Genomic DNA, 22306 nt, shown 5'->3' with positions numbered 1-22306 from the left:
TCATTATAACTAGGGGAAAATTATTGTAAAAAAATTTGCAGTCTTTACACTGCATTTTTCTCTACAGGATAAGGTGACTGATACTTAAATACGATATCAATGCTCTTATCTCCATTCACAACAATTTTTTCAATCAACTCTGTCACAATTTCTCTTGTCACTTCGGATAATGTTCCATACTTGATAAATTTCTCTATCCAGTTTTCATAAGATTCTTCTGCCTCTCCAAAGCTGTCTTTCTCTTGTTCTGCCAACTGAATCTTCTCCCTGATCTCTTTATCCTGCTTTTCATATTCTGCCTTATAGGAGAGATATTCTTCTTTATCCAGAACACCATCTACATAATTTTCGTAAGTTTTCTTTTTATACTTCTGAATAGCTGCAAGTTCTTTTTGCAACCGTTCAATCTGCTGATCTGCTTCTACACATCGCCTCTGCACCTCCTTCCTTCTATCTGCTGCTTTTAATATTTCATCCTTATCACTTTCTTTCAGTGCCAGTTCCGCTTGTCTTTGGATTTCATTTTTTACAATAGAATCCAATACTTCTTTTTTAATGAAATGAGAATAACAAACTGTGTTTCCTTTTTTATGATAGGTACCGCACTCATAACCATCCCGACAGGTAACCCTCTGGAAATTATATCCGCAATCTCCGCAAACAATAATTCCTGCGTATGGATTTACCTTTCTCACTTCGCTATTAAATCCCGGTGTCCGTGTTCTTTTCTTCATAAGTTCCTGTACCTGCTCAAAAGTATCTTTGCTGATAATTGCTTCGTGCATTCCTTCCACAATATACTGCTGTTCCTCTGGAATATATTGATACTTTTCCACTTTATAGGATATCTTTTCTGATTTATGCTGTACCATAGCCCCTGTATAAACTCTGTTTCGCAAAATTACATTGATCGTAGGATATGCCCAGCCCTTTGCACCCACTTTTTCTAATGCATTGGCATATTTCAATCCCTGCACCTTTCTCTTATACTCTGACGGTGTCAGAATTCCTTCCTGATTCAGTTTCTTTGCAATACTATCCCTGGAATATCCTTCCAGACTCATATAAAAGATTCTCCGTACCACTTTAGCTGCTTCTTCATCTACAAGAAAATGATGCTTATCTGCCGGATCTTTTACATATCCATATGGGGCAAACCCAGACATAAACTGTCCCCGTTTCTTCTGGGCGGTCAATGCACCTCTGATTTTCTTAGATATATCACGACTATACATATCATTAAACAGCGTCTTAAACTGTGCCAGTTCTTCATTACTGTGATGAACAGAATCCACGCCATCCAAAATTGCAATATAACGCACACCCAAAGATGGAAAAACACGCTCGATATAATTACTGGTTTCAATATGTTCACGCCCAAGCCGGGAAATATCTTTCGTAATAACGCCTTGAATTTTCCCTTTGTAGATATCCTCCATCATCCGCTGAAATTCCGGTCTATTCGCAAAATAAAGCCCCGAATAACCGTCATCAATATAAATATCTGCGATTTCCAGATCCTCTGATTTACTCACATACTCCCGAATCAGTTTCATCTGATTTTCAATACTCTCACTAACTTTATTCTCTCCATCATCCTTCGACAGACGACAATATACACCCATCTGATACATCATATCACCCCATCTTTCTCAAGTATTCTATCTGGTGAACTCTCTACTGAAGCAAACTTAAAATATATATCTATTTTCTGCTCTGGATATACATAAATTTTATCAACTAACTCCACAAGCACTTCTCTGGTAAGCTGCTTTACCGTTATTTTCCTGCGATTAAAATGCCCTAACCACATCTTTGTCTCATTTACAGCTGATTGTTGACTTTGCGCCTCATGGTTCAGTTCTGATAATTCTTTTTGATATTTCTGATTCTCTGTTTCATACATCTGTTTTAATTCCAGATATTCCTCTTTGGAAAGTACTTCATCCATAAACTGTTCATATGCTCGTTTCCGGTATTCCAGATTTCTTTCTATTTTTGCCTGCAATTTTGCAATTTTACCATCCAGTTCCGGCTGTTTCTGTCTGATCTGAGTTTCCAGATTCTTCATATCCATCTTCATCTGTTTCAATTGCTGGTTGATTGCAAATACAACCAGTTCATCCAGCTTTTCAAATGTAATATGATTCAACTCACAGTAATTCTGCCCCTGCTTCTGGTGAAAACCACACATATATCCGTCATAGTCCTTATGAGATGCCAGATAACGTTTTCGCATGGCTGTTTTACATTTCCCACAAAAGAGCAGTCCCACATATTTATGTGGTTCGTTGTTTTTATCAAAATAGGGAACTCGGCGCCCCTTTCTTATTTGCTGAACCATGTCAAACTCTTCTTTAGAAATGATTGCCTCATGTGCATCCGGCACCAGCTCCATTTCTTCCAGGGGAATTGCCTTTTTGTATTTCAGCTTATAAGACGGTCTTTCATGTTTCCGAATCACAACCGCCCCAGTATAGACTGAATTCTTTAAAATTCCACTTACAGTAGACGATGTCCACAGACCTTTTCCCGAATCCCATACATAATTGGTTTTTAAAACTTCCTTTTTATATTTTGCGGGACAAGGGATTTCATCTTCATTCAAAGTCCTGCAAATAACCGTACAGCCAAATCCATTTTGATACATTCTGTAAATTCTTCGAACAACCTCGGCTGCATAAGGATCAACTTCCAGATGATTATGAATTGTTTTACTTTTCACATATCCAAAGGGGGGCTGTTTCGGAGTATATTCGCCCATACTTCTTTTGGTCTGAATGGTCATTTTAATCTTTCTGGACGTATCTCTCAGATACATATCATTCAGCAAAGTTTTGATTTCTAACATCTCATCGTAAGTTCCAATAACAGAATCATAATTGTCCAAAATAGAAACAACCCGAATCTGTTTCTCTGGAAAATATTTGCCCAGATAATAGTTCGTATCAATATGTTCTCTTCCAAGTCGTGATACATCCTTAAAAATCACCATATTGATAACACCAAGCTCGATATCTGCCAGCATCCGCCGAAATTCAGTTCTTTCAAAATTACTTCCGGAAGCCCCGTCATCTACATAAACTTGTTTCTCCGCAATATCATTCTGCTCTGCAATATAATCTCTTGCCATCTGAATCTGAGAGTGAATACTATTGCTGTATTCACCCTCTTTGTTTTGCTCTTCAATGGAAATTCGGCAATAAATTCCTGCCTGATACATTTTATCCCTCTTTTCATTGGTCTTGTATAGTCATTGTCTTTAATTGTCTTTATCTTACAACAAGAACTATAGAAAATCAACCTGCAATTTTTCGTTCCGTTAGATTCTGAATACACTGAGTCAATGTCTTTTCTCCATTAAAATGCACTCGAATCTGATATCCTGCATGTTCATAGCTTACATTCTCTTTTTGAGTTTCTTTTTTTGTATCCAGAACTTCTACAGAATCAAATAACGTATTCATGCTATATGCCTCCTTCAGCATACAGTTCTCTCTACATCCTATGCCGGCAGGATTGTACAAAAGTTCTGTATGAATTGAATTCGGCTTTCGAAAGCCTGATTACATTCTAAAATTCTTCTGCATAAATCACATTGAATGAAAATTGACCGCAGATTGAGCCTTTTTATTCATTTTCTTCATATATAGCACCACTTCCTATTGTTCAGAACATTTGTTCGTGCTATAATAAGGGAAATTTAGCACAACATATAAAACTTGAAAACCACAGGAGGGATTTCTATTGGAACGATGTGATTTTTCTTCCATCAGCACATGCTTAAAAAATCAAATCAGCGAAAGCAATCAGATGAACCAACCTGATTTTTTATACGAATTATTTGAAGATTTTATGAATGATCCAATAAATGAAGATTTTTCTATGGATAATGGTCTAATTTGCCGCTGGATAACCGGACAGGCAAAAATCAGTCCAAAAATATCTTCTTATTATGCCAAACCCAGTAATCAGAAAAAGCTGGCAGAAACCATTCAGCGGAACTTGCTTCCCTTAATGGCAGACTGCAACATGGTTATACAAGACATTTATACGTTATTCATGCAGGACGATACTATTTCAGATACAAAAAAACAGGAAATTGCCTCTCTATATAAGCCTTCCGATTCAAGACTGTTGTTTTTGGCAAAAGTGCTTTCTTTTGGTATGGAACGTCAATTTGTCAAACGTGATACAAGAAACCAAAAACTAATTGCAGGAGGTGCTCTTTCCCCGATTGTACTGGATTACATTATGGACAGTGAAGTCCCAAAACCATGTCGCCATTTTCTCGGAAGAGAAGAAGAACTGGAAGAACTACACACTATGTTTGAAGAGAACCGCCATATATTTCTTTACGGAATTGCAGGGATTGGAAAAAGCGAACTCGCTAAAGTCTATGCAAAGCAATACAGAAAACAGTACACCAATATTCTCTACACGGAATATACCGGTGATCTGCATCAAGATATCACAGACATGGACTTTATTGATGATCCACCAGAAATTAGTGAACAGGAGCGTTTTCAAAGACATAACCGTTTCTTACGTTCTCTGAAATCAGATACACTGCTCATCATAGATAATTTTAATGTTACATCCACGCAGGACAGTTGTCTGTCCGTGGTATTAAAATACCGTTGTCGGGTTTTATTTACAACCAGAAGCCGACTGACTGAATACTGTAGTTTGCAGCTAAAAGAAATAAAAGATATGTCCTCTCTTTTCCAGTTGACATCAATTTTTTATTCAGATGCAGAGGAACACCGACCAGTAGTAGAGAAAATCATAGAAACTGTGCACAACCATACTCTTGCTATCGAACTGGCAGCCAAACTTCTGGAAAATGGGATTTTAACTCCAAATCAATTACTAACAAAGCTTCAGGAGGAAAAAGCATCTCTTCATAACGAAGATAAGATTAAAATAATCAAAGACGGGCAAAGCAGTAAAGCCACTTATTACAACCATATCCATACCCTATTTTCGTTATACTCTTTATCTCAGAAACAGCAAGATATTATGTGTAACATGTGTTTTCTTCCTTCGTCCGGCATTTCTGCACGTATATTTGCAAAATGGCTGGAACTGCCTACTTTAAATGATGTAAATGATCTGATTGAGACAGGCTTCGTTCAAGAAAATATCCGACATAGCATTTCTCTGCATCCATTGATTCAGGAAATCGCTGTTTCAGAAAACAGACCTTCCATTACAACCTGTCGCACCTTATTGGCTTCTCTTCAAAAAATATGTTTAATGCACGGTGTAGAAATCAGCTATTATAAGAAATTATTTCAGACAGTAGAAAACATCATGCAGCTAATCGAAAAAGATGATATTTCTCAATACCTATTATTTTTAGAAAACATCTTTCCATATATGGAGAAATATCACTATCAAAAAGGCATGGCAGAAATCATTCAAGAATTAAAACAACTTATAAAAACAGATAATCATGGGACTGCTTCTGACCGTGCACTATTACTGGACTATCAGGCAGCTATGGAAGCCAAGACGCAGAAAGCCATCCAATTAGAAAAAGAAGCGCTTTCTCAAATAAAAGAAATCACAAAAGATAATGCCCACCTTGTATCCAACCTTCATGCAAACCTCGGAGGACTTTATCGGATGCAATGTCAAATAGAACCGGCAAGAGAACACATGGAAACGGGCATCTCGCTATTAGAAGAATACGGACTTCTTTATACCAATGACAGCATTCCGCAGATTAGTAATTACGCTACCCTATTAGCAGAAATACAAGAATCAGAATGTGCCATATCCTCTCTACAGAAATTAGCACGAATTATCAAAGAATACAATTCCGACCACTGCCTGGATTATGCCCAAGTACAGGAATCTCTAGGAAATATATGCCTGATAACAGCTAATATCTCACAGGCGAAAACACACTTCAAAAAAGCCCTGAAGATTTATGAGAATATCTGGTCAGACGAACCGGAATTGATAGAAGCAAAGTATCAGGAAATTCAGGAATTATATCCACAAGTTGGATTTTCTATTGGGAAAAGACTATCAGATTTTTAGCAAAATAAACATAATTTTACGGCGGACAAAATTGCCCGCCGTTGTTTTTCCAAGTCTTATCAAAATCCATCTTTATGCTATATGTTTTCCATTCATTAAATTCCGCAAGACGTTCTTTAATTTTATCATGGGTAATTCTTACTGTGTCACTTCTGCTTTAATGATTATAAGCTATTTTTCAGTATATTCAACACCTCATCATGATTCAGCACCTTATATCCACCCTCCATGATAAGTGTTCCGTTTGCGATTCCCTGCAACATTTCTTCTGTTGCTCCCAACTCATGGAGATTCATTGTAAGTCCCAGTTCTTTCATCCAAACTTCCATACAGGAAAGTCCTTCTATGGCAATCTGTTCATCAGATTTTCCGGCAGGATCGACCTCCCACACATTCACAGCAAAACGACAAAACTTGCTAAGTCCATAAGGCATAATATACTGATAGTAAGGAACAGCTCCTTTCCGTACACAAGCTTCGAGAGAATGATTTCCTCTGCCCGGTGGCGTACGCTGTTCATAGACTGTACCCAACAGAGCCGATTCCTGCACTTCAAGTCCTCGGTAATGTTTTCAGTTTCCTGCATCTGACTGACAATAGTATCAAGCCGTGACTGTGTCTGTTTGTCTAAATCAGCAAGATATGTCCACAGTTTTCCAAACAGAAGCAATTCATTGTACTGGCCGGGACAATGCTCTTGCAGATATTCCTTGTGCATCCGTCCCCACCGTCCGATAGGGCATTTTTCCTCTGGTAGCTGTAAGTCTGGTATGTAGTAGTCACCGATCAAAACATAGTCCAGACCATTACTGTCATCGTGAATACGTTTTTTCAAATTCATTATAGCGATCTCCTGTATCCGGTTGATACGAATCCAGTTGATTGTGTCCCTGTTCATCTGTTATTCAAGGCAACTGAACTCGTCACCATGAATTATGGCATATCACCCCGCGACCTCACATTTATGCGATAAATTTGTATCATGATTTGACTCTGCACTGCGTTTTTCTGCGACAAATGCTTTTTTCACTGATGTGAACAGCATAAATAGTGCAATCAATATAGCAAGATAATCTGATACTGCCTGTGTATAACTGATTCCATTAAGACCAAATACCTGATTCAGAATAAACAGAAGAGGAATAAAGAATAAGCCTTGCCTGCACAGAGAAAGTATCGTTGCCGGAAGTGGACGGTCAAGTGCCTGCATACTGTTGATAGACAGGAACATAAGCCCCAAAACAGGCCCCGGCAAAGAAGTCGCAATTAACATGGGAACACCGTATTGAACAACTTCAGAATCATCTATAAAGATGCCCATAATTTGTTTACTGAATACAATATATGCAATTGTCAGTATGCTCCCACATATAACGGTTAAAATGCCGCTGAATTTCAAAATTCCCATAAATCGTTTGCGATTTCCTGCTCCGTAGCAGTAGCCAAGCAAAGGCTGAATACCATTTGATATTCCCATATGGACGAAAACAATAAAAAGATAAACCTTTGTTACAATCCCCATAGCAGCCACGGCGGTATCTCCATATGGGACAAGTGCATTATTTAACAGTATTGTTGCAATACTCATTAGTGCAGAACTGATTCCTGCTGGAACACCAACTGATAATACACGCACAGCAATTTGACCGCATCTCTTGAAATATCTAAAATTCAAAGACATAGACTGGCTTCTCCTTGTTAAAAAGTAAAGGTAATACACGCAGCCAAATACATTCCCTAAAACTGTAGCAATTGCAGCTCCCGCTGTTCCCATATGAAATACCAAAATGAAAATAGGGTCTAAAATAATATTGACAATCGTTCCAATCATTCCACCAATCATGGATGCTTTAGAGGCACCCTCACCTCTTACTGCATGCCCAAAGGTATTTGCAAGCAGAATGAAAGGCGCACCAACTGCAATATAAAACAAATACTCTTTTGAATATTGATAGGTTTCACTTCGGCTTCCCAGTATCATAAGAAGCGGCTCCATAAACAAAATAATAACAATACCAGCAATAACTCCCAAAATCAAAGAGCCATAAAAGCAGAACGCAGACGCATTTTTTGCCTTTTCACATTCTCCCTTGCCCAAAAGAATGGATATGACGGCACTTCCGCCAATTCCCAGCAATTGGGCGATTGCCATATACATGACAAATACAGCATTCGTAAGAGATACGGCAGCAACCTGCAAAGGGTCATGAGTCTGCCCGATAAAAAAGGTATCTGCCATATTGTAAATGACTAAAACTAATGAAGAAATGACAGTTGGAACAGCCATTTGAAAAACTGATTTTGAAATGGGGGCATTTTGAAATAAATCTTCTTTACTATTCATAGATGTTAATTCCTCCTATTATTTATAATACAAATATGTTTGCAAGCAAACTATTTGAAGAAAAAAGTGCATTTCATTACATATTAGCAAGAATCCGCAAATAAATGGTTTTGAAGATTTTCACTTCTTCTTCGGTAAGGAACGCAGTAAGCTCCCTTTCAATTTCTTCTCTTATGTGATAGCACATTTTTTGAAGTTCTAAACCATACGGCTCTAACTCAATTTGCTTCAGACGGCTATCACTGGCATAATTTGTCCGTTTAATTAACTTTTTCTTTTCCATCAAAGTCAACATTTTGGATGCAGTAGCCCGATTGATAGAAAATTCCGCTTCTATATCTTTCTGAAATACAGTTGTTTGGCTTAATTCCATGTGGAACAGATAATCTACTACCCACATATTCATCAAGGAACATTCCTGAAATTCTTTCCGATTATACAAAGCGTGGATTTTTCGTTGAATGTGATTGTCTAATTTTTTATTAAGAAAGCTAATGTCTGTATTTTGAATGTAACTATCCTGCATAATTCACTCCTCCGAAATTTGTTTGCTTGCAAACCATTTTATAATTTTAAGCAATGTTTGTCAAGTCATAAATTCCTATTATGTATGCAGCGTTTTTCATTTATGACGGCGTAGACAGTGCAGGGGATAACAATGATTTTACGCCAAAAATACCAGAAAAAAGTGAAAGCAATCAAACAGACGCAGGCATAGTAGGAAAACATCTGACAAAGCTGTCCTAGCCTATGATTTGTAAAAAGTGTTAAATTATTTCTTACGCAAGAAAAATTACTTCCACATTACTAGTCTTTCTCTATTATATTATCGATATAAAAGCTCCTACTTAAATACTTACAGACTGTTCTTCAAAATCTCCAACACCTCATCATGATTCAACACCTTATATCCACCTTCCATGATGATGGTTCCATTTGCAATGCCATCCAGCATTTCTTCTGTCACTCCCAACTCATGGAGATTTATTGTAAGTCCCAGTTCTTTCATCCAAACTTCCATACAGGAAAGTCCTTCTATGGCAATCTGTTCATCAGATTTTCCGGCAGGATCGACCTCCCACACATTCACAGCAAAACGGCAAAACTTGCTAAGTCCATAAGGCATAATATAATGATAGTAGGGAAGTGACACCGCAGAAAGCGTCATTCCGTGAGTTGCATCTGTATATGCTCCTACTGCCTGACCAAGCATATGAACCATCCAGTCGGTACTTTTTCCTCTGGAGACAAGCGTATTCAGCGCCCAAGTTGCAGCCCACATGATATTCGACCTTGCCTCATAGTCCTCTGGATTCTGAATGGCAATTCTCGAACTGTGAATTACCGATTTCATCAGTGCCTCGCTGATATAATCGCTGGTATTGTCGTCCTCCCCAGAGAAATACTGCTCACAGATATGATTGAAGATATCATAAATGCCGGCCACCATCTGCTCTTTCGGCAATGTGAAAGTGAATTTCGGATTCAGGATTGCAAACTTCGGCATCACAGCATCTCCAAACACATGACCAATTTTCATCTTTTGATCATGATTCGTAATTACCGCACCTCCATTCATTTCGCTTCCGGTTCCCACCATAGTCAATACACAGCCAACAGGGACAATCTCACAATCCGGCTCCTCAAAGCGGATATAATATTTCTCCCACGGATCTTCATCACAGTGAACAGACACGGAAACCGCTTTTGCATAGTCGCAGCAAGAGCCGCCGCCTACAGCCAGCAGAAAATCTACGTGATTTTCTCTGGCAATCTGAACACCCTCCCTTAATTTTTCTATTGTAGGATTTGGCATCACGCCTCCATCTTCAATGACTACCTTTCCGTTATCTTTCAGCAATTTCATAACCTGATTGTAAATTCCATTTTTCTTAATAGAACCACCGCCATAAATCAACTGAACGATTTTTCCATATTTGGGAAGCTCCTCGTTCAAAAAACAAAGAGAATCCTCTCCAAAGTAAAGTTTTGTCGGATTTGAATACGAAAAATTTCCTAACATAATGTTTTTCCTCCTTAGTCCTGATAGATTTCTTTCGCCATGCGGAATGCTGCCCATGCCTTCGGCCAGCCAGCATAAAAGGCAGCGTGTGTCAAAATTTCTGCCATTTCTTCTTTTGTAACACCGTTCTTTTTTGCTTCTCCTATATGAAAGGCAAGAGAACTGTCCAGAACACCACTTGCCATAAGTGCTGTTACTGTGACAATGCTTCTGTCTCTTGCAGGCAGCTTATCTTCTCGTGACCACACTTCTCCAAACAGCACGTCATCATTCAGTTCCGCAAATTTTGGTGCAAAATCACCCAGGGCATCTCTGCCCGCTGTTACCTTTTTCATAATCTGTCTCCTTATTTTAGCTTACTGTATTCTTCTTCCTTCACCGGCTCCATCCATTCATTGGAACTTCCTTCTGCCGGAACTTCTACCGCCAAATGAGAAAACCAGCTATCAGGAGCAGCACCATGCCAATGCTTCACTTCCGGCGCAATATTGATGACATCACCGGGTTTCATCTCCTGAGCCGTTTTTCCCCACTCCTGATAATATCCACGTCCGGCAGTGCAGAGCAAAATCTGTCCGCCTTTGTGATGAATATGCCAGTTATTCCGGCATCCTGGCTCAAAGGTTACATTTGCAATTCCAACTCTTTCCGTTGTCAGCATGGACAGGTAACTCTGTCCAACAAAATATTGTGCATACGCATCATTTTTCTCACCCAATGGGAATATCTGTTTAAATCCTTTTTCTGTCATGAATTACTCTCCCTTCAAGAATTAAAATAGTCTAAAATCTCTTGCATCCTTGCAACCTGATCCACATGGAACGGGCAGCGTTTGTTACAATGCCCGCATCCAACACAGGCATCAGCCTTGACTGTAAGATTTTCATAATGACTTTTTGCCAATACATCGCCAGTTCTGGAAAGATCATAGTATTTGTTGATCAGCCCCACATCCAGCCCCATAGGACAAGGCTGACAATGATTGCAATAGACACATTTCCCCGATGCATCCTGTGGTGCAAAAGAGCCAATGACTGAATAATCTCTTTCTTCCGGTGCGGCATCTAAGAATCCAAGAATCCTCTTAAGATCATCCATATTACGAACACCGGGAAGCACAGTCAGAACACCCGGTTTATCCAAAGCATACTGAATACACTGATACTCCGTCAGCGCTTTCCCAAACGGCGAGGTTTCCGCTTTTAACAGCTGCCCTCCGCTAAATGCTTTCATCACGGAAATCCCTACCCCCTCTGCTTCGCAGCGGCGATACAGATTCATTCTTTCTGCCACACTGCCAACTGCATAACTGTCTTTCGCATAATTTGGTTCGGTGCCGCCCGCATAGTCATAAGCAGGATTGATACTAAACATCAGCATATCCAAAACCCCCATATCAAGCACTTCGTTCACAAGCAGCGGCGTATGGGAAGAAAGACCGATGTGCCTAATCACGCCAGCCTTTTTCAGTTCTTCCATATAGTGAATGATTCCACTTCTTTCCACTTCATGCAGATCCGCTGATTCATCAATGCAATGAAGGAAGCCAAAGTCAATATAATCGGTTTGCAGCGCTTTTAGCTGCCAGTCAATAGAACGTTTGATGGTATCCAGGTTCGTTGTCCAGCCATACATTCCTGTTTCATAATTTGCTCCAAAATGAATCTGGAAATATGCTTTATCTCGCATCCCTTTTATAGCCCGCCCATAGGCGGCAAAGGGTTTTGCTTCCGACGAAGCCATATCAAAATAGTTAATTCCATTTTCCATAGCGACAGTTATTATTTTTTCGATTTCTTTTTCACTTGATGCCTGAATGGAACTGGTACCGATTCCAAGAACGCTGATCTGTTCCGTTCCCCTCGGCAGTTTTCGGTATTGCATAAATAGTTCCTCCTTTTAATAGCCGATTTCATCCAACCAATTTTGTATTGTTTTCTGCGACTGTGATATATCATCACGGTACACACCCAGCACATTACTTTCAATCTGACTATTTGAAAGTACGTCAGAAATATCTTTCACGCTTGACGCAAGGCCTCCCGTTCCATGGGAGCAGAACAGCACAACCTTCTTTCCGCTAAGATTATTTTCTTCCAGGAAAGAAAAAACAGCCATCGGTGCGCTGTACCACCAGTTTGGGTAGCCTAAAAACACCGTATCGTACTCTGAAATATCAGAAACCTTTTCCGTCAGCTTTGGTCTTGCATTTTCCGCTTTTTCATCCGCCGCCCGTTCAAGACAAGCATCATAATCTGCCGGATATGGTTCTTCCACCTTGATTGAAAACAGTTCTCCTCCAACTTCCTGCTGAATCCATGCTGCCATCTGCGCAACATTTCCCGGAGGCTGTACACTGGCTGATGCAGTGGCATCAACTCCTGAAGTGTCTGCAACATTTTCTGACCATGTAAAATAAGCAATCAGTATTCTGTTTTCTTCCGAAATCTGCTGTCCATCTATGTTGTCAACAGATTTTGATTCTGTCGCATTTTCTGTTGAGTTTGTTTCCGACATTGAAAGATCGCTGGATTTTTGCGAACCACAAGCGGCAAAGAAACACATCATGAGAAGCAGAAAAAATCCGACATTCCACCTTCTCACAGACTTTTTACCCATGCTTTCAATTCTTCCTGAGACAACAAGCCATTCAGCATTTTTCCTTTCTTCAGGATAGCGCCAGGACAGCTCGGTGCAAGTTTTTCATTTGTGTTTCCCATGCCGCTGCCGCCAGAAGTAGCAAAAGGAACGATGGTTTTGCCTGAGAAATCATAACTCTCCAAAAAAGTGTTAATAATCGTCGGTGCAACATACCACCAGATAGGAAATCCGACAAACACCAGATCATACTGATCCATACCTTCCAGTTTCCCGGCAATTTCAGGACGGAATATCGGATCGTTCATCTCCACACTGCTGCGGCTTTTTTTATTTATCCAGTCCAGATCGGCACTGCTATATGGCACCTTTGGCTTAATCTCATACAGGTCTGCGCCTGCCGCTTCCGAAAGTTTCCACGCAGCCTTTGCAGTCACACCGCTTGCTGAAAAATAGGCTACCAAAATTTTCTTGCTCATAGTAATTTCCTCCGTAAATTATGTTATTGAACTTATTATAAATGAATCTATATCACCTGAAATGTTTTCCATTTTCCGGACTTCTGCCTCCAGAAGAAAATGACCGCCCGAATGCTCCAGTCACAAACCATTGCAATAGCAATCCCGATCACGCCCATTTTCAAAACAATTCCCAAGAGCCATGATAAAAGCAGACGCACTGCTATTGTAGATATAACCGAAACATACATGGTAAATTTCACATCACCCGCTGCACGCAGCCCATTACTAAGCGCACCGGAAAAGGGATATGCTGCTGCATTAAACACGTTATGGATTAAAACCAGCCAGATCACAAGCCGTTTGGTCTCCGGCTGCAAAGCATAAAATTTCATAAAGAATGGAGTCAGAAGAAAAATCAAAAGATTCCATGCCGATGAAATCAGCAATGTGATTCTTGTCAATCTCTTAAAATAATGCTCCGCAGCATCTGCATCCCCATTTCCCATACACTGTCCAATGACCGTTATAAATACGGGACCCACAGCGACTCCCGCCAGCGCAGCCAACGACCAGATACTTTGTGCAACACCATTTGCAGCAATCTGATATGTTCCAAAAAGTGCAACGATACCGCTTAATGCTACTTTGACTAACTGGAACACACCGTTTTCCATCCCATTTGGAATAGCAATTTTTAGAATTTGTTTCATGAAATCCACATTCCACCGAAAAATCCACTTGCAGCGATAGAACACTTCATTTTTTCTCTGAAAACAAAGTACTGTAATCATCACGGCTGAAAATGTCCGAGCGATCAGTGAAGGGTATGCAACACCTGCAACACCTGCACGCAAAACAAATACACCAATGAGATTTCCAATAACATTGATGATATTGGAAATTACCGACAAATACATGGTCACACTGGTTTTTCCAATACTGCGAAAAAGGGCAGCGCCAGCATTGTAAACCGCCAATGCCGGATAGGAATATGCAGAAATCCTAAGGTATGTAATACAAGAGTGCATCACAGAATCTTCCACTTTACCGAACATCAGACGAAGCATCCCTTCATTTCCAATCAGAACTATCACTGCAATCAGTATGGAAAAAATCGTAGAGAATGATAGAAGCTGGCTGGCGGATTCTCCAGCGTCATCATTTTTCTTTCTACCAATATACTGGCTGATCACAACCGCCCCTCCAGATGCCAATGCTGTAAACAGATAAATAAAAATAGTATTGAACTGATTTACCAGTGAAACACCGGATACTGCCGCTTCTCCTGCGTAGCTGACCACCAGTGTGTCCGCCATCCCTACAAGCATTATCAACAGCTGCTCTAAAAACAGGGGAATAATCATAGCCATCAACTTCTCGTTTGAAAACAGAGTTGTTTGCTGATTCATGCCTTTTCCTCCACTAAGATTTTACAATTTATTCTTTTCTTCTGCTCTGTGAGGTTATCTTTCTGAGTCCTTTCACTATGTAAAAGCCGATAAAGACCCATAGTCCCATCATGGTGATATACCCTGCAAATACAGAAACTGCACTCTGTTCAAAATCAAAAAACACAAACTCCTGTTTAAGGAACATATAGGAGAGAATATTTTCCTTATGGAAACAGTACGCTCCATACCCCGCAATAAAAATTGCTATAAAACACATCAGCCATACAAATGCAGCAGGGGTTTTCTTTCTGTTACAAAGTCTGCGGAACAGTCCAAGAACCATGCTCCAATGAAATCCTAAATGAATACTCATCAGCACAAATCCCCAATAAGATGCCGCCAGGTGCATGGTTCTCGCTGTTGCCATCGGTCCTTGAATGGGTAATCCCGCAAAAATGTGACGGGACAACACAATTCCACTGAACCCCAAACACAGCATAGAGATAAGGATACTGATATTGATGAGTGTCTGCATTGTCCGCAGCAGGGTATATTTCCCTTTGAACAGGCTACCATACCACCGGATGTTCCGAATGTTATGTAGCAAAAACAGTACAAGCATCCCTGTTCCAAACCACTCATGAAGTTCCTGCCCAGTAATTTGATAGGACATTAGAAGAAACAGCAGCACTGTCATCAGGAAGTCAATTCCCATTTTAATTTTCATTTTTGCCTTCAAATAGCATCTCCTCCTTCCTGTGTCCATATCTGATATTCTGGTTATTCTTCAAAATTCAAGCCAAGACCGTTTACCCATTCCATCACTTCATCTTGGGAATCACTTCCGCTTAGGCGTTCACCAGAAAGCCACTGTGCTCCGGTTGTAAGCTGTTCCAGGTTGGCTGCACTGGAGCCCATACCACTTCCTCCGGATGTACAGAAAGGTACGATGGTTTTACCGGAAAAATCATAGCTCTCCACGAAAGTACTGACAATTCTCGGCGCTTCTCCCCACCAGATGGGGTATCCGATGAATACAGTGTCATATTGTTCCATATTCTCCACACTGCCGGAGATAGCAGGACGGGCATCCTGATCATTCATCTCAATGGTAGTGCGGCTGTTATTATCATTGTAGTCAAGATCTGCATCGGTGTAAGGTTCTTCCGGAACAATCTCATAAATATCCGCATTCAGACCGTTTGCGATATGCTCTGCCACGCCCTTTGTAGTCCCCGTTGCAGAAAAGTAGGCAACCAAAGCTTTATGATTCTGTACATCCTGATTGTCCGTATTCTCCATATCTGTACCGTTTTCCGCAGATTCAGTATCAGCTTTGCTTTCCACAGAAGTATCTTCTGTAGACGGCTGCTCTGTCTGGCTTGCAGAGTTTCCACAAGCTGCAAGTCCCAAAATCATAACCAAAGAAAGTAAAATAGCGATTGTTTTTTTCATCATAAATACCTCCGTTTTTTATTCTGCAAGAGAGAAGATGACTTTCTCTTGACTGTCAAGATTGTTAAATACAGAAAGATCAGAAGTGACTCTGCCAATAGGGATAACATCTACCGAAAGAATCGGGTCGTCTGTCTGTGCATAGAAAATGGCCATATTATGGTGTGCCTCGCAATAGGTAATATCACCATTCTCAAAATTCTTCTGACCGCCTTCCAAATGCTCTGGATAGAACTCAACCCCTCCATAGTATTCTCTGCCACCGTAGCCCACCATGGAAATTGTCAACGGAAAATATGTTTTGATTTCTTCTGCCAGTTCTGTATCGTATAGGACTCCATCTAAACTAACTTCACCAACCGTAATCTTGATAGGAGTTCCTGTTTGTACTTCAGATTTAGATATTCCTATATCTGCAAGCCATGATGAAACGGTATCCTGTGCATTTGGAACATCTTTTGCTTCAATCGCAATACCCTCTAAAGAAACTGCTGCATGGCTTTCTTCTGCAATAGTCTGATAACTGTTACCTGCACCATAGCCATCATGGGTACAAAATGGGATAACTGTTTTCCCACTTAAATCATACTCCTTCAAAAAAGATAGCACTGCCTGCGGAACATCTGTTGCCCATACGGGATAGCCAATAAATACCGTATCGTAAGCGGAAATATCCAGATTGCTTTTTTTTAGTTCCGGAAGATAATTACGGCTCATCTCATCATGGTTTACATCCCGCAATTCATCAAAGTCTGCCGTATAAGGAGTAACCGTTTCAATCCGGTGCAGATCGCCACCCACTTTCTCCGCTATCATATTGGCAACATACTCCGTTGTTCCGTAACGGAGATCATTCTCTACCACAATGCTTGCAGAAGTTGTAGCATCCACATCGGAGGGGTATTCTGTATTACCCCAGCATGAGAAATAGACGATTAAAGTGTTGTTGGCCGATTGTTCGCTTTCTGTGCTTTCAGATTCTAAAACTGCATTAGACACTGAAACGCTATCTTGCTTAGAAGATGGACTTGTGGTTTGTCCACTGCTCTCCTGCGATGGATCTGCGCTACTGCTGCAAGCAGTCAGCATAAAAAGCAGAGAAAAAACAAACAGAATAGATAAATTTTTTTTCATAAACTACCTCCTCGCTTTCATTATTGCTCTTTTATTTTACAGATCATATAATCTATTGCATCAAGTGACTGCTGCTTTTCATGTACCTCATCAAGCAATTTGTACCGATATTTTCGCAACATCCTTATCTGCATTTCTTGATCTTCACACCCTGAGATTTTTGCGATTTCTTCTTTGCTTAATCCGGCGTTTATAAGGGAATCATAATCCGGTTTCATGAAATGGCTCTCCCTCCTAAATAAAAAATGTAGGTGTCGAAATTGAAACTACCTGCTTCATCTCTACACCTACATTATAATTTTTCGCTTATATTATATCAAATACCTAGTTTTTATGGCTTATCAATGCCTAAAAAGCATTGAATATGTTTGATGAATTTTGTGGTTGCTAAGCTGAACGGCTGACCACGTTTCCATGCTAATACACTTGTTGCTGTAAGTGGCGGATCAAGCGGTCTGAATGTAACCTTTGATTGATCCCAGAAGGGTACAGCCCCTTCAATCACCAATGAATATGCCAAGCCTCCATTCACCATAATTGCACTGTTCGTACTTAAATTGCTGGTAAAAACAATATTCAGTTTCTCATAGTAGTTGCCAAACCAACTTGCCAACTCACTCTGCACATTCATACGCCTTGGAAGAATCAAGGGCAGTACAGACAAATCTTTTGCGGTTACCGTTTCTTTCTTGGAGAGTGAATCATCCGATCTCATCAGAACCACCCATTTTTCCCTTATATTCAAGCGAATAAATTCATATTTTTCCATATCAATCGGCTCAAGAAGCAAACCAATATCCAGTAGCCCCTTCTCCATTTGTTCCTTTACCAAATCTGCTGTGGCTGTAAAAATGTCAAAAGTAACACGGGGATATTTCTGACGAAAGGACTCAATTATTTTAGGAAGAAGTTGTACAGCTGCAATTTCTCCACACCCAATGGAAATTTTACCTTCTACCTGTTCCTCTTGCTCCACTAATTCTTTTTCTGTCTTATCTACAAGCTGCAAAATTTCTTCCGCACGACGACGAAGAAGTATTCCTTCATTTGTCAATTTAATTTTCCGTGTTCCTCTATCAAACAGCTTTACACCAATATCTTCCTCCATCTGTGCAAGCTGACGTGAAAGTGTCGGCTGCGTGATATGTAAAACTTCTGAGGCTTTTGTGATACTTTCTTCCCTTACTACAGTCAGAAAATATCGAAGAACTCTAATTTCCATCAGTAATACCTCCTATATCTGTCATGCTTAATAAACATATTTTAACTTATATATACTTTAGAAGCAAGATAACTAACCATTATTCGTAATACTTCTTATTTTTACAGACTTAACATTTGATATTATACTTCACCGCAAAACATTGCATCTTTTTTCTCAATTCTGACTCAATTTTCCCTCAATGTCTTTTTCCTTCATTTTTCGTATGCTTATCCCACAGCAAGCAGTACCACTTTGGTACAGCCTACTGAAAAAATCAATACGAAAATGGAGGTATTTTTATGCGAGAACTCAGAAACACAAAAATCATTGCTGTAGATCATGGCTACGGCAATATCAAGACTGCTAACACAGTCACACCAACAGGCATCAAAGCCTATGAAACGGAACCGATCTTCACCGGAAACATTTTGGAATATAACGATATATTCTATCGAATCGGCGAAGGACACAAAGAATTTATTCCCGACAAAGCAATAGATGAAGAATATTATCTTCTGACTCTCATGGCAATTGCAAGGGAGCTGAATGTTTTTTCCATTCAGGAAGCAGAGGTGCATCTGGCGGCAGGCCTTCCTCTGACATGGATCAGAAACCAGAGGGAAGAATTCCGTTCCTATCTGCTCCAGAATCCAGAAGTCCATTACCGTTTTAACAGCAAAGAGTATCATCTCCGCTTTGTGGGATGCAGCCTTTACCCACAGGGATATCCGGCTATTGTAAACCAGCTTGGAGATTTCAAGGGGACCAATCTCCTTGCAGATATCGGAAACGGAACCATGAACATTCTGTATATCAACAATAAGAAAGCACAGGAAAGCCGATGCTGGACAGAAAAGCTTGGCGTAAATCAATGCATGATTGCTGCAAAAAACGCTGTTCTGGACAAATTTGGAGTGAAGATTGAGGAATCAACAGTAGAACAGGTTCTGCGGTTTGGAAAAACTGACATTTCAGCACCATATCTGGATTGTATTACATCGGTGGCTAAAGAATATGTAACAGATCTTTTTGCCACGCTCCGCAAATATGAATACAATCCTGACCTGATGCGCCTGTATGTAGTTGGCGGCGGTGGATGCCTGATCCGTAACTTTGGTACGTATGACAAATCACGAGTCACCATTCTTGATGATCTCTGTGCCACTGCCAAAGGTTATGAAGCTCTGGCTTATATGAGCCTGAAAAGGAGGGGATAAGCTATGCAGAACCATATCCGCAACACAAATCTGCGATTTAATCTGGACAAAGACCAGCAACGGAAAGCCTGGGAATATTTACAGACAATGGACAGACAGGATTTTAAATCTTACAGTCAGGTAATCTCCCTTGCACTGGTCGAGTATTTTGACCGCTACTACCGCACTCAGGCTGACCCCTATCTGGAAACAAGGGAACGGGAAGAACTTTTTGTGAAGCAGATTGTAGAAGCAGTGGAACACAGCCTGAAACAGTCATTGCCGATTTTTCTTTCCGGGTTGACTGCAGGCATGTTGGAAAGGGAGTCCCAAATCAGGCCATCCTTTCCAACACCTGAAAACACACAGCCGGATCGTGATGTAGACTGGGATTTTCTTGGAGAATAAACCATTGTAATTGGAGGTGAACACATGACGGACTTTCTGACAGCAGACACAAACCTGCCATCTTATATGATGTTTCCCCGTTTTCTCCTGGGCTTGGAAATAAATGAAACTGCCAAAATGCTTTATATGATCCTACTCGACCGTGCAAGGCTTTCCCAGAGAAATGAGGGCTGGTCAGATACAAATGGTCATGTGTTCATTTACTTTACGATTGAAGCACTGGCAGAAGTTCTCCACAAAAGCCAGATGACGGTGAAAACTGCTCTGGCAGTACTGGAAAAACAAGAGCTTATCTTCCGAAAACGGCAGGGACCCGGACACCCTAATCGGATTTATGTAAAAATCCCGAAAGAAACCCTCCGCAATAGAGACAGAATTCTTTCCTCAAGCCAGACAGAAAACTGTCCTATTGACAGACAGGATTCTTTCCCCGATACAGACAAAAAACTGTCCGGTAATAAGAAAGAGATAAAAAAGAACCATTTAGTAATAAGAGGGAGTAAAGAGCCACGCTCACCCTATGGAACATTTCAAAATGTTTTTCTGTCAGAGACGGAGCTGGAAGATATCCGTCAGACAATCCCTGACTGGCAGGACTATATGGAACGCTTATCCGGTTATATGGCTTCTACCGGAAAGCAATACCAAAACCATGCAGCTACCATCATCCGTTGGGCAAGACAGGATCATCCTGCTTCCCGGCAACGAAATTATGAAAGTGAGGAATACGAAACATTATGACAACATTTACAGAAAAACCAACAGCTATCACACCAAACAGAGAGCTTCAGTCTGATGAATATTTTAACGAAACAGACGGCCTGATCTACTGTTCCAAATGCAATACGCCAAGACAATGCAAGCATGAATTACAGGGAAAGGTTCTTATTCCTTCCATCCGCTGTAAGTGCCAGCAGGAGATCTTTGAACAGGAAGAAGCCCAGAGAAAACTTCATGAAAAGCAAATGGAAATAGAGCATCTCAAAACCAGCGGCTTACAGGACAAAGCACTCTATGACTACACCTTTGCCAAAGATAACGGCATCAATCCGGAAATGAAACTGGCACACAATTATGTAAGTAACTGGGAAGAGATGAAAGCAAACGCTTCCGGACTTCTCATCTGGGGCGATGTCGGTACTGGAAAATCTTTCTTTGCAGGTTGCATTGCCAATGCCCTTCTGGAAAAAGGCGTCCCTGTATTGATGACCAACTTTTCCCGGATTCTGAATACACTTACCGGGATGCATTTTGAAGACAGAAACCAGTTCATCCACAGCTTAAACCGCTACAGTCTTCTGATTATTGACGACCTCGGAATTGAGCGAAACTCTGACTTTGCACCGGAACAGGTATTCAATGTGATTGACAGTCGTTACCGCAGCAAAAAGCCCCTGATCATAACGACCAATCTCACTTTGTCAGAGCTGAATAACGTCGCTGATATCGTACACAAACGAATTTATGACCGGATTCTGGAGAGATGTGTTCCCATCCGTATCAATAACCGAAATATCCGTCAGGACAATGCAGTAGCTAATTTAAAGCAAGCGAAAAAAATCCTGTTGGATAATCATGCTCCAAACCAGAATGGAACCAAAGAAGTATAACACGATAATTATTTTTCACTGATAGTGGTACCACTTCCTTTCCTTATTTAACATCAGAGGCATGCTGCTGTCAGTTATCTAAAACTATAGTACCAAACCACAAAATTTTTAAACCAAAACCGCCCGGATACGGGCATGAAAAGGAGGTGCCAGATATGGCAAATAAAAGAATTATGACACCAGAAGAAAAAGCACTTTTACAAGCAAAACACCGTCTTGAAGAAGCTGAAGCAAGAAACCGCAAAAAAGAGCGTAATTCCAGAACACGCAGATTGATTCAAGAAGGAGCGATTCTGGAAAGCATTGCTCCACATATTAAAGAAATGGATTTAGATACCCTAAAGCGGGAGCTTATAATCCGGCTAAGAGGACTATAAACACACAAATTCTAATCCCGAAGGGCGCACTTACTCACCACCCGATAAATCGGG

The 22306-nt window shown here is 40.4% G+C and carries 25 protein-coding genes; 6 read left to right on the top strand and 19 right to left on the bottom strand.

Annotated elements, in window-relative coordinates; genetic code table 11:
- Nucleotides 1-44: 44 nt before the first annotated feature.
- The 3 genes from KFE17_13250 to KFE17_13240 all read right to left on the bottom strand — a co-directional run bounded on the left by KFE17_13250 (nucleotide 45) and on the right by KFE17_13240 (nucleotide 3488).
- Complete coding sequence (locus tag KFE17_13250) at nucleotides 45-1637, bottom strand: recombinase family protein (protein QUO31774.1); 1593 nt, start codon at nucleotides 1635-1637, stop codon at nucleotides 45-47.
- Nucleotides 1634-3223, bottom strand: coding sequence for a recombinase family protein (locus KFE17_13245; GenBank protein QUO31773.1), 1590 nt, complete (start codon nucleotides 3221-3223; stop codon nucleotides 1634-1636). Before KFE17_13245 ends, KFE17_13250 begins: the two co-directional genes overlap by 4 nt.
- A gap of 76 nt (nucleotides 3224-3299) precedes the next feature.
- Complete coding sequence (locus KFE17_13240; GenBank protein QUO31772.1) at nucleotides 3300-3488, bottom strand: hypothetical protein; 189 nt, start codon at nucleotides 3486-3488, stop codon at nucleotides 3300-3302.
- 325 nt (nucleotides 3489-3813) lie between these two features.
- Here KFE17_13240 and KFE17_13235 point away from each other — a divergent pair, with 325 nt between their 5' ends.
- The gene (locus KFE17_13235; GenBank protein QUO33719.1) at nucleotides 3814-6051 is read left to right on the top strand and encodes an Archaeal ATPase; all 2238 of its coding nucleotides are present in this window, start codon (nucleotides 3814-3816) and stop codon (nucleotides 6049-6051) included.
- A gap of 164 nt (nucleotides 6052-6215) precedes the next feature.
- Here the strand turns inward: KFE17_13235 and KFE17_13230 are convergent, their stop codons facing one another.
- From KFE17_13230 to KFE17_13155, 16 genes are all read right to left on the bottom strand, one after another.
- Nucleotides 6216-6380, bottom strand: a complete 165-nt coding sequence (locus KFE17_13230; GenBank protein QUO31771.1) for a hypothetical protein — start codon at nucleotides 6378-6380, stop codon at nucleotides 6216-6218.
- Nucleotides 6381-6445: 65 nt separating this feature from the next.
- A complete protein-coding gene (locus KFE17_13225; GenBank protein QUO33718.1) occupies nucleotides 6446-6895 on the bottom strand; it encodes a TnpV protein in 450 nt (149 codons plus the stop codon).
- A gap of 99 nt (nucleotides 6896-6994) precedes the next feature.
- The gene (locus tag KFE17_13220; protein QUO31770.1) at nucleotides 6995-8395 is read right to left on the bottom strand and encodes an MATE family efflux transporter; all 1401 of its coding nucleotides are present in this window, start codon (nucleotides 8393-8395) and stop codon (nucleotides 6995-6997) included.
- A 76-nt stretch (nucleotides 8396-8471) separates the two neighbouring features.
- Nucleotides 8472-8921 (bottom strand): winged helix-turn-helix transcriptional regulator, encoded by a 450-nt coding sequence (locus tag KFE17_13215; protein QUO31769.1) that lies wholly within the window; start codon nucleotides 8919-8921, stop codon nucleotides 8472-8474.
- A 330-nt stretch (nucleotides 8922-9251) separates the two neighbouring features.
- A complete protein-coding gene (locus KFE17_13210; protein QUO31768.1) occupies nucleotides 9252-10418 on the bottom strand; it encodes an iron-containing alcohol dehydrogenase in 1167 nt (388 codons plus the stop codon).
- Between the two features lie 14 nt (nucleotides 10419-10432).
- Nucleotides 10433-10753, bottom strand: a complete 321-nt coding sequence (locus KFE17_13205) for a carboxymuconolactone decarboxylase family protein (protein QUO31767.1) — start codon at nucleotides 10751-10753, stop codon at nucleotides 10433-10435.
- 11 nt (nucleotides 10754-10764) lie between these two features.
- The gene (locus KFE17_13200; GenBank protein QUO31766.1) at nucleotides 10765-11169 is read right to left on the bottom strand and encodes a cupin domain-containing protein; all 405 of its coding nucleotides are present in this window, start codon (nucleotides 11167-11169) and stop codon (nucleotides 10765-10767) included.
- A 14-nt stretch (nucleotides 11170-11183) separates the two neighbouring features.
- Nucleotides 11184-12302, bottom strand: coding sequence for an aldo/keto reductase (locus KFE17_13195; protein ID QUO31765.1), 1119 nt, complete (start codon nucleotides 12300-12302; stop codon nucleotides 11184-11186).
- A 15-nt stretch (nucleotides 12303-12317) separates the two neighbouring features.
- A complete protein-coding gene (locus tag KFE17_13190; GenBank protein QUO31764.1) occupies nucleotides 12318-13037 on the bottom strand; it encodes a flavodoxin in 720 nt (239 codons plus the stop codon).
- Nucleotides 13019-13495 carry a flavodoxin gene (locus KFE17_13185; protein QUO31763.1) on the bottom strand — a complete coding sequence of 159 codons (477 nt, stop codon included), beginning with the start codon at nucleotides 13493-13495 and terminating at the stop codon, nucleotides 13019-13021. The genes KFE17_13190 and KFE17_13185 overlap by 19 nt, the downstream gene beginning before the upstream one ends.
- Before the next feature lie 47 nt (nucleotides 13496-13542).
- On the bottom strand, nucleotides 13543-14886 hold the full coding sequence (locus KFE17_13180) for an MATE family efflux transporter (protein ID QUO31762.1): 1344 nt from the start codon (nucleotides 14884-14886) through the stop codon (nucleotides 13543-13545).
- 28 nt (nucleotides 14887-14914) lie between these two features.
- Entirely contained in the window at nucleotides 14915-15634 is a 720-nt protein-coding gene (locus KFE17_13175) for a DUF4405 domain-containing protein (protein ID QUO31761.1), read from the bottom strand.
- A 14-nt stretch (nucleotides 15635-15648) separates the two neighbouring features.
- The gene (locus KFE17_13170; GenBank protein ID QUO33717.1) at nucleotides 15649-16323 is read right to left on the bottom strand and encodes a flavodoxin; all 675 of its coding nucleotides are present in this window, start codon (nucleotides 16321-16323) and stop codon (nucleotides 15649-15651) included.
- An 18-nt stretch (nucleotides 16324-16341) separates the two neighbouring features.
- On the bottom strand, nucleotides 16342-17457 hold the full coding sequence (locus tag KFE17_13165; GenBank protein ID QUO31760.1) for a hypothetical protein: 1116 nt from the start codon (nucleotides 17455-17457) through the stop codon (nucleotides 16342-16344).
- A gap of 20 nt (nucleotides 17458-17477) precedes the next feature.
- The gene (locus KFE17_13160; protein ID QUO31759.1) at nucleotides 17478-17675 is read right to left on the bottom strand and encodes a DUF4224 domain-containing protein; all 198 of its coding nucleotides are present in this window, start codon (nucleotides 17673-17675) and stop codon (nucleotides 17478-17480) included.
- A 113-nt stretch (nucleotides 17676-17788) separates the two neighbouring features.
- A complete protein-coding gene (locus KFE17_13155; GenBank protein QUO31758.1) occupies nucleotides 17789-18679 on the bottom strand; it encodes a LysR family transcriptional regulator in 891 nt (296 codons plus the stop codon).
- A gap of 281 nt (nucleotides 18680-18960) precedes the next feature.
- Between KFE17_13155 and KFE17_13150 the strand changes: the two genes are divergently transcribed.
- The 5 genes from KFE17_13150 to KFE17_13130 all read left to right on the top strand — a co-directional run bounded on the left by KFE17_13150 (nucleotide 18961) and on the right by KFE17_13130 (nucleotide 22252).
- Nucleotides 18961-19878, top strand: coding sequence for a ParM/StbA family protein (locus KFE17_13150; GenBank protein QUO31757.1), 918 nt, complete (start codon nucleotides 18961-18963; stop codon nucleotides 19876-19878).
- A gap of 3 nt (nucleotides 19879-19881) precedes the next feature.
- Nucleotides 19882-20265 carry an adenylate cyclase gene (locus KFE17_13145; GenBank protein ID QUO31756.1) on the top strand — a complete coding sequence of 128 codons (384 nt, stop codon included), beginning with the start codon at nucleotides 19882-19884 and terminating at the stop codon, nucleotides 20263-20265.
- Nucleotides 20266-20289: 24 nt separating this feature from the next.
- Nucleotides 20290-21006 carry a replication initiator protein A gene (locus KFE17_13140; GenBank protein QUO31755.1) on the top strand — a complete coding sequence of 239 codons (717 nt, stop codon included), beginning with the start codon at nucleotides 20290-20292 and terminating at the stop codon, nucleotides 21004-21006.
- The gene (locus tag KFE17_13135) at nucleotides 21003-21875 is read left to right on the top strand and encodes an ATP-binding protein (protein ID QUO31754.1); all 873 of its coding nucleotides are present in this window, start codon (nucleotides 21003-21005) and stop codon (nucleotides 21873-21875) included. Before KFE17_13140 ends, KFE17_13135 begins: the two co-directional genes overlap by 4 nt.
- A gap of 155 nt (nucleotides 21876-22030) precedes the next feature.
- Nucleotides 22031-22252: a DUF3847 domain-containing protein gene (locus KFE17_13130; GenBank protein QUO31753.1), complete on the top strand. Its 222-nt coding sequence runs from the start codon at nucleotides 22031-22033 to the stop codon at nucleotides 22250-22252.
- Nucleotides 22253-22306: the final 54 nt, after the last annotated feature.

Origin of the sequence: Faecalicatena sp. Marseille-Q4148, from assembly GCA_018228665.1 — a bacterium.
Classification (GTDB): Bacteria; Bacillota; Clostridia; order Lachnospirales; family Lachnospiraceae; genus UBA9414.
This window is presented reverse-complemented; position numbering and strand designations above follow the sequence as displayed.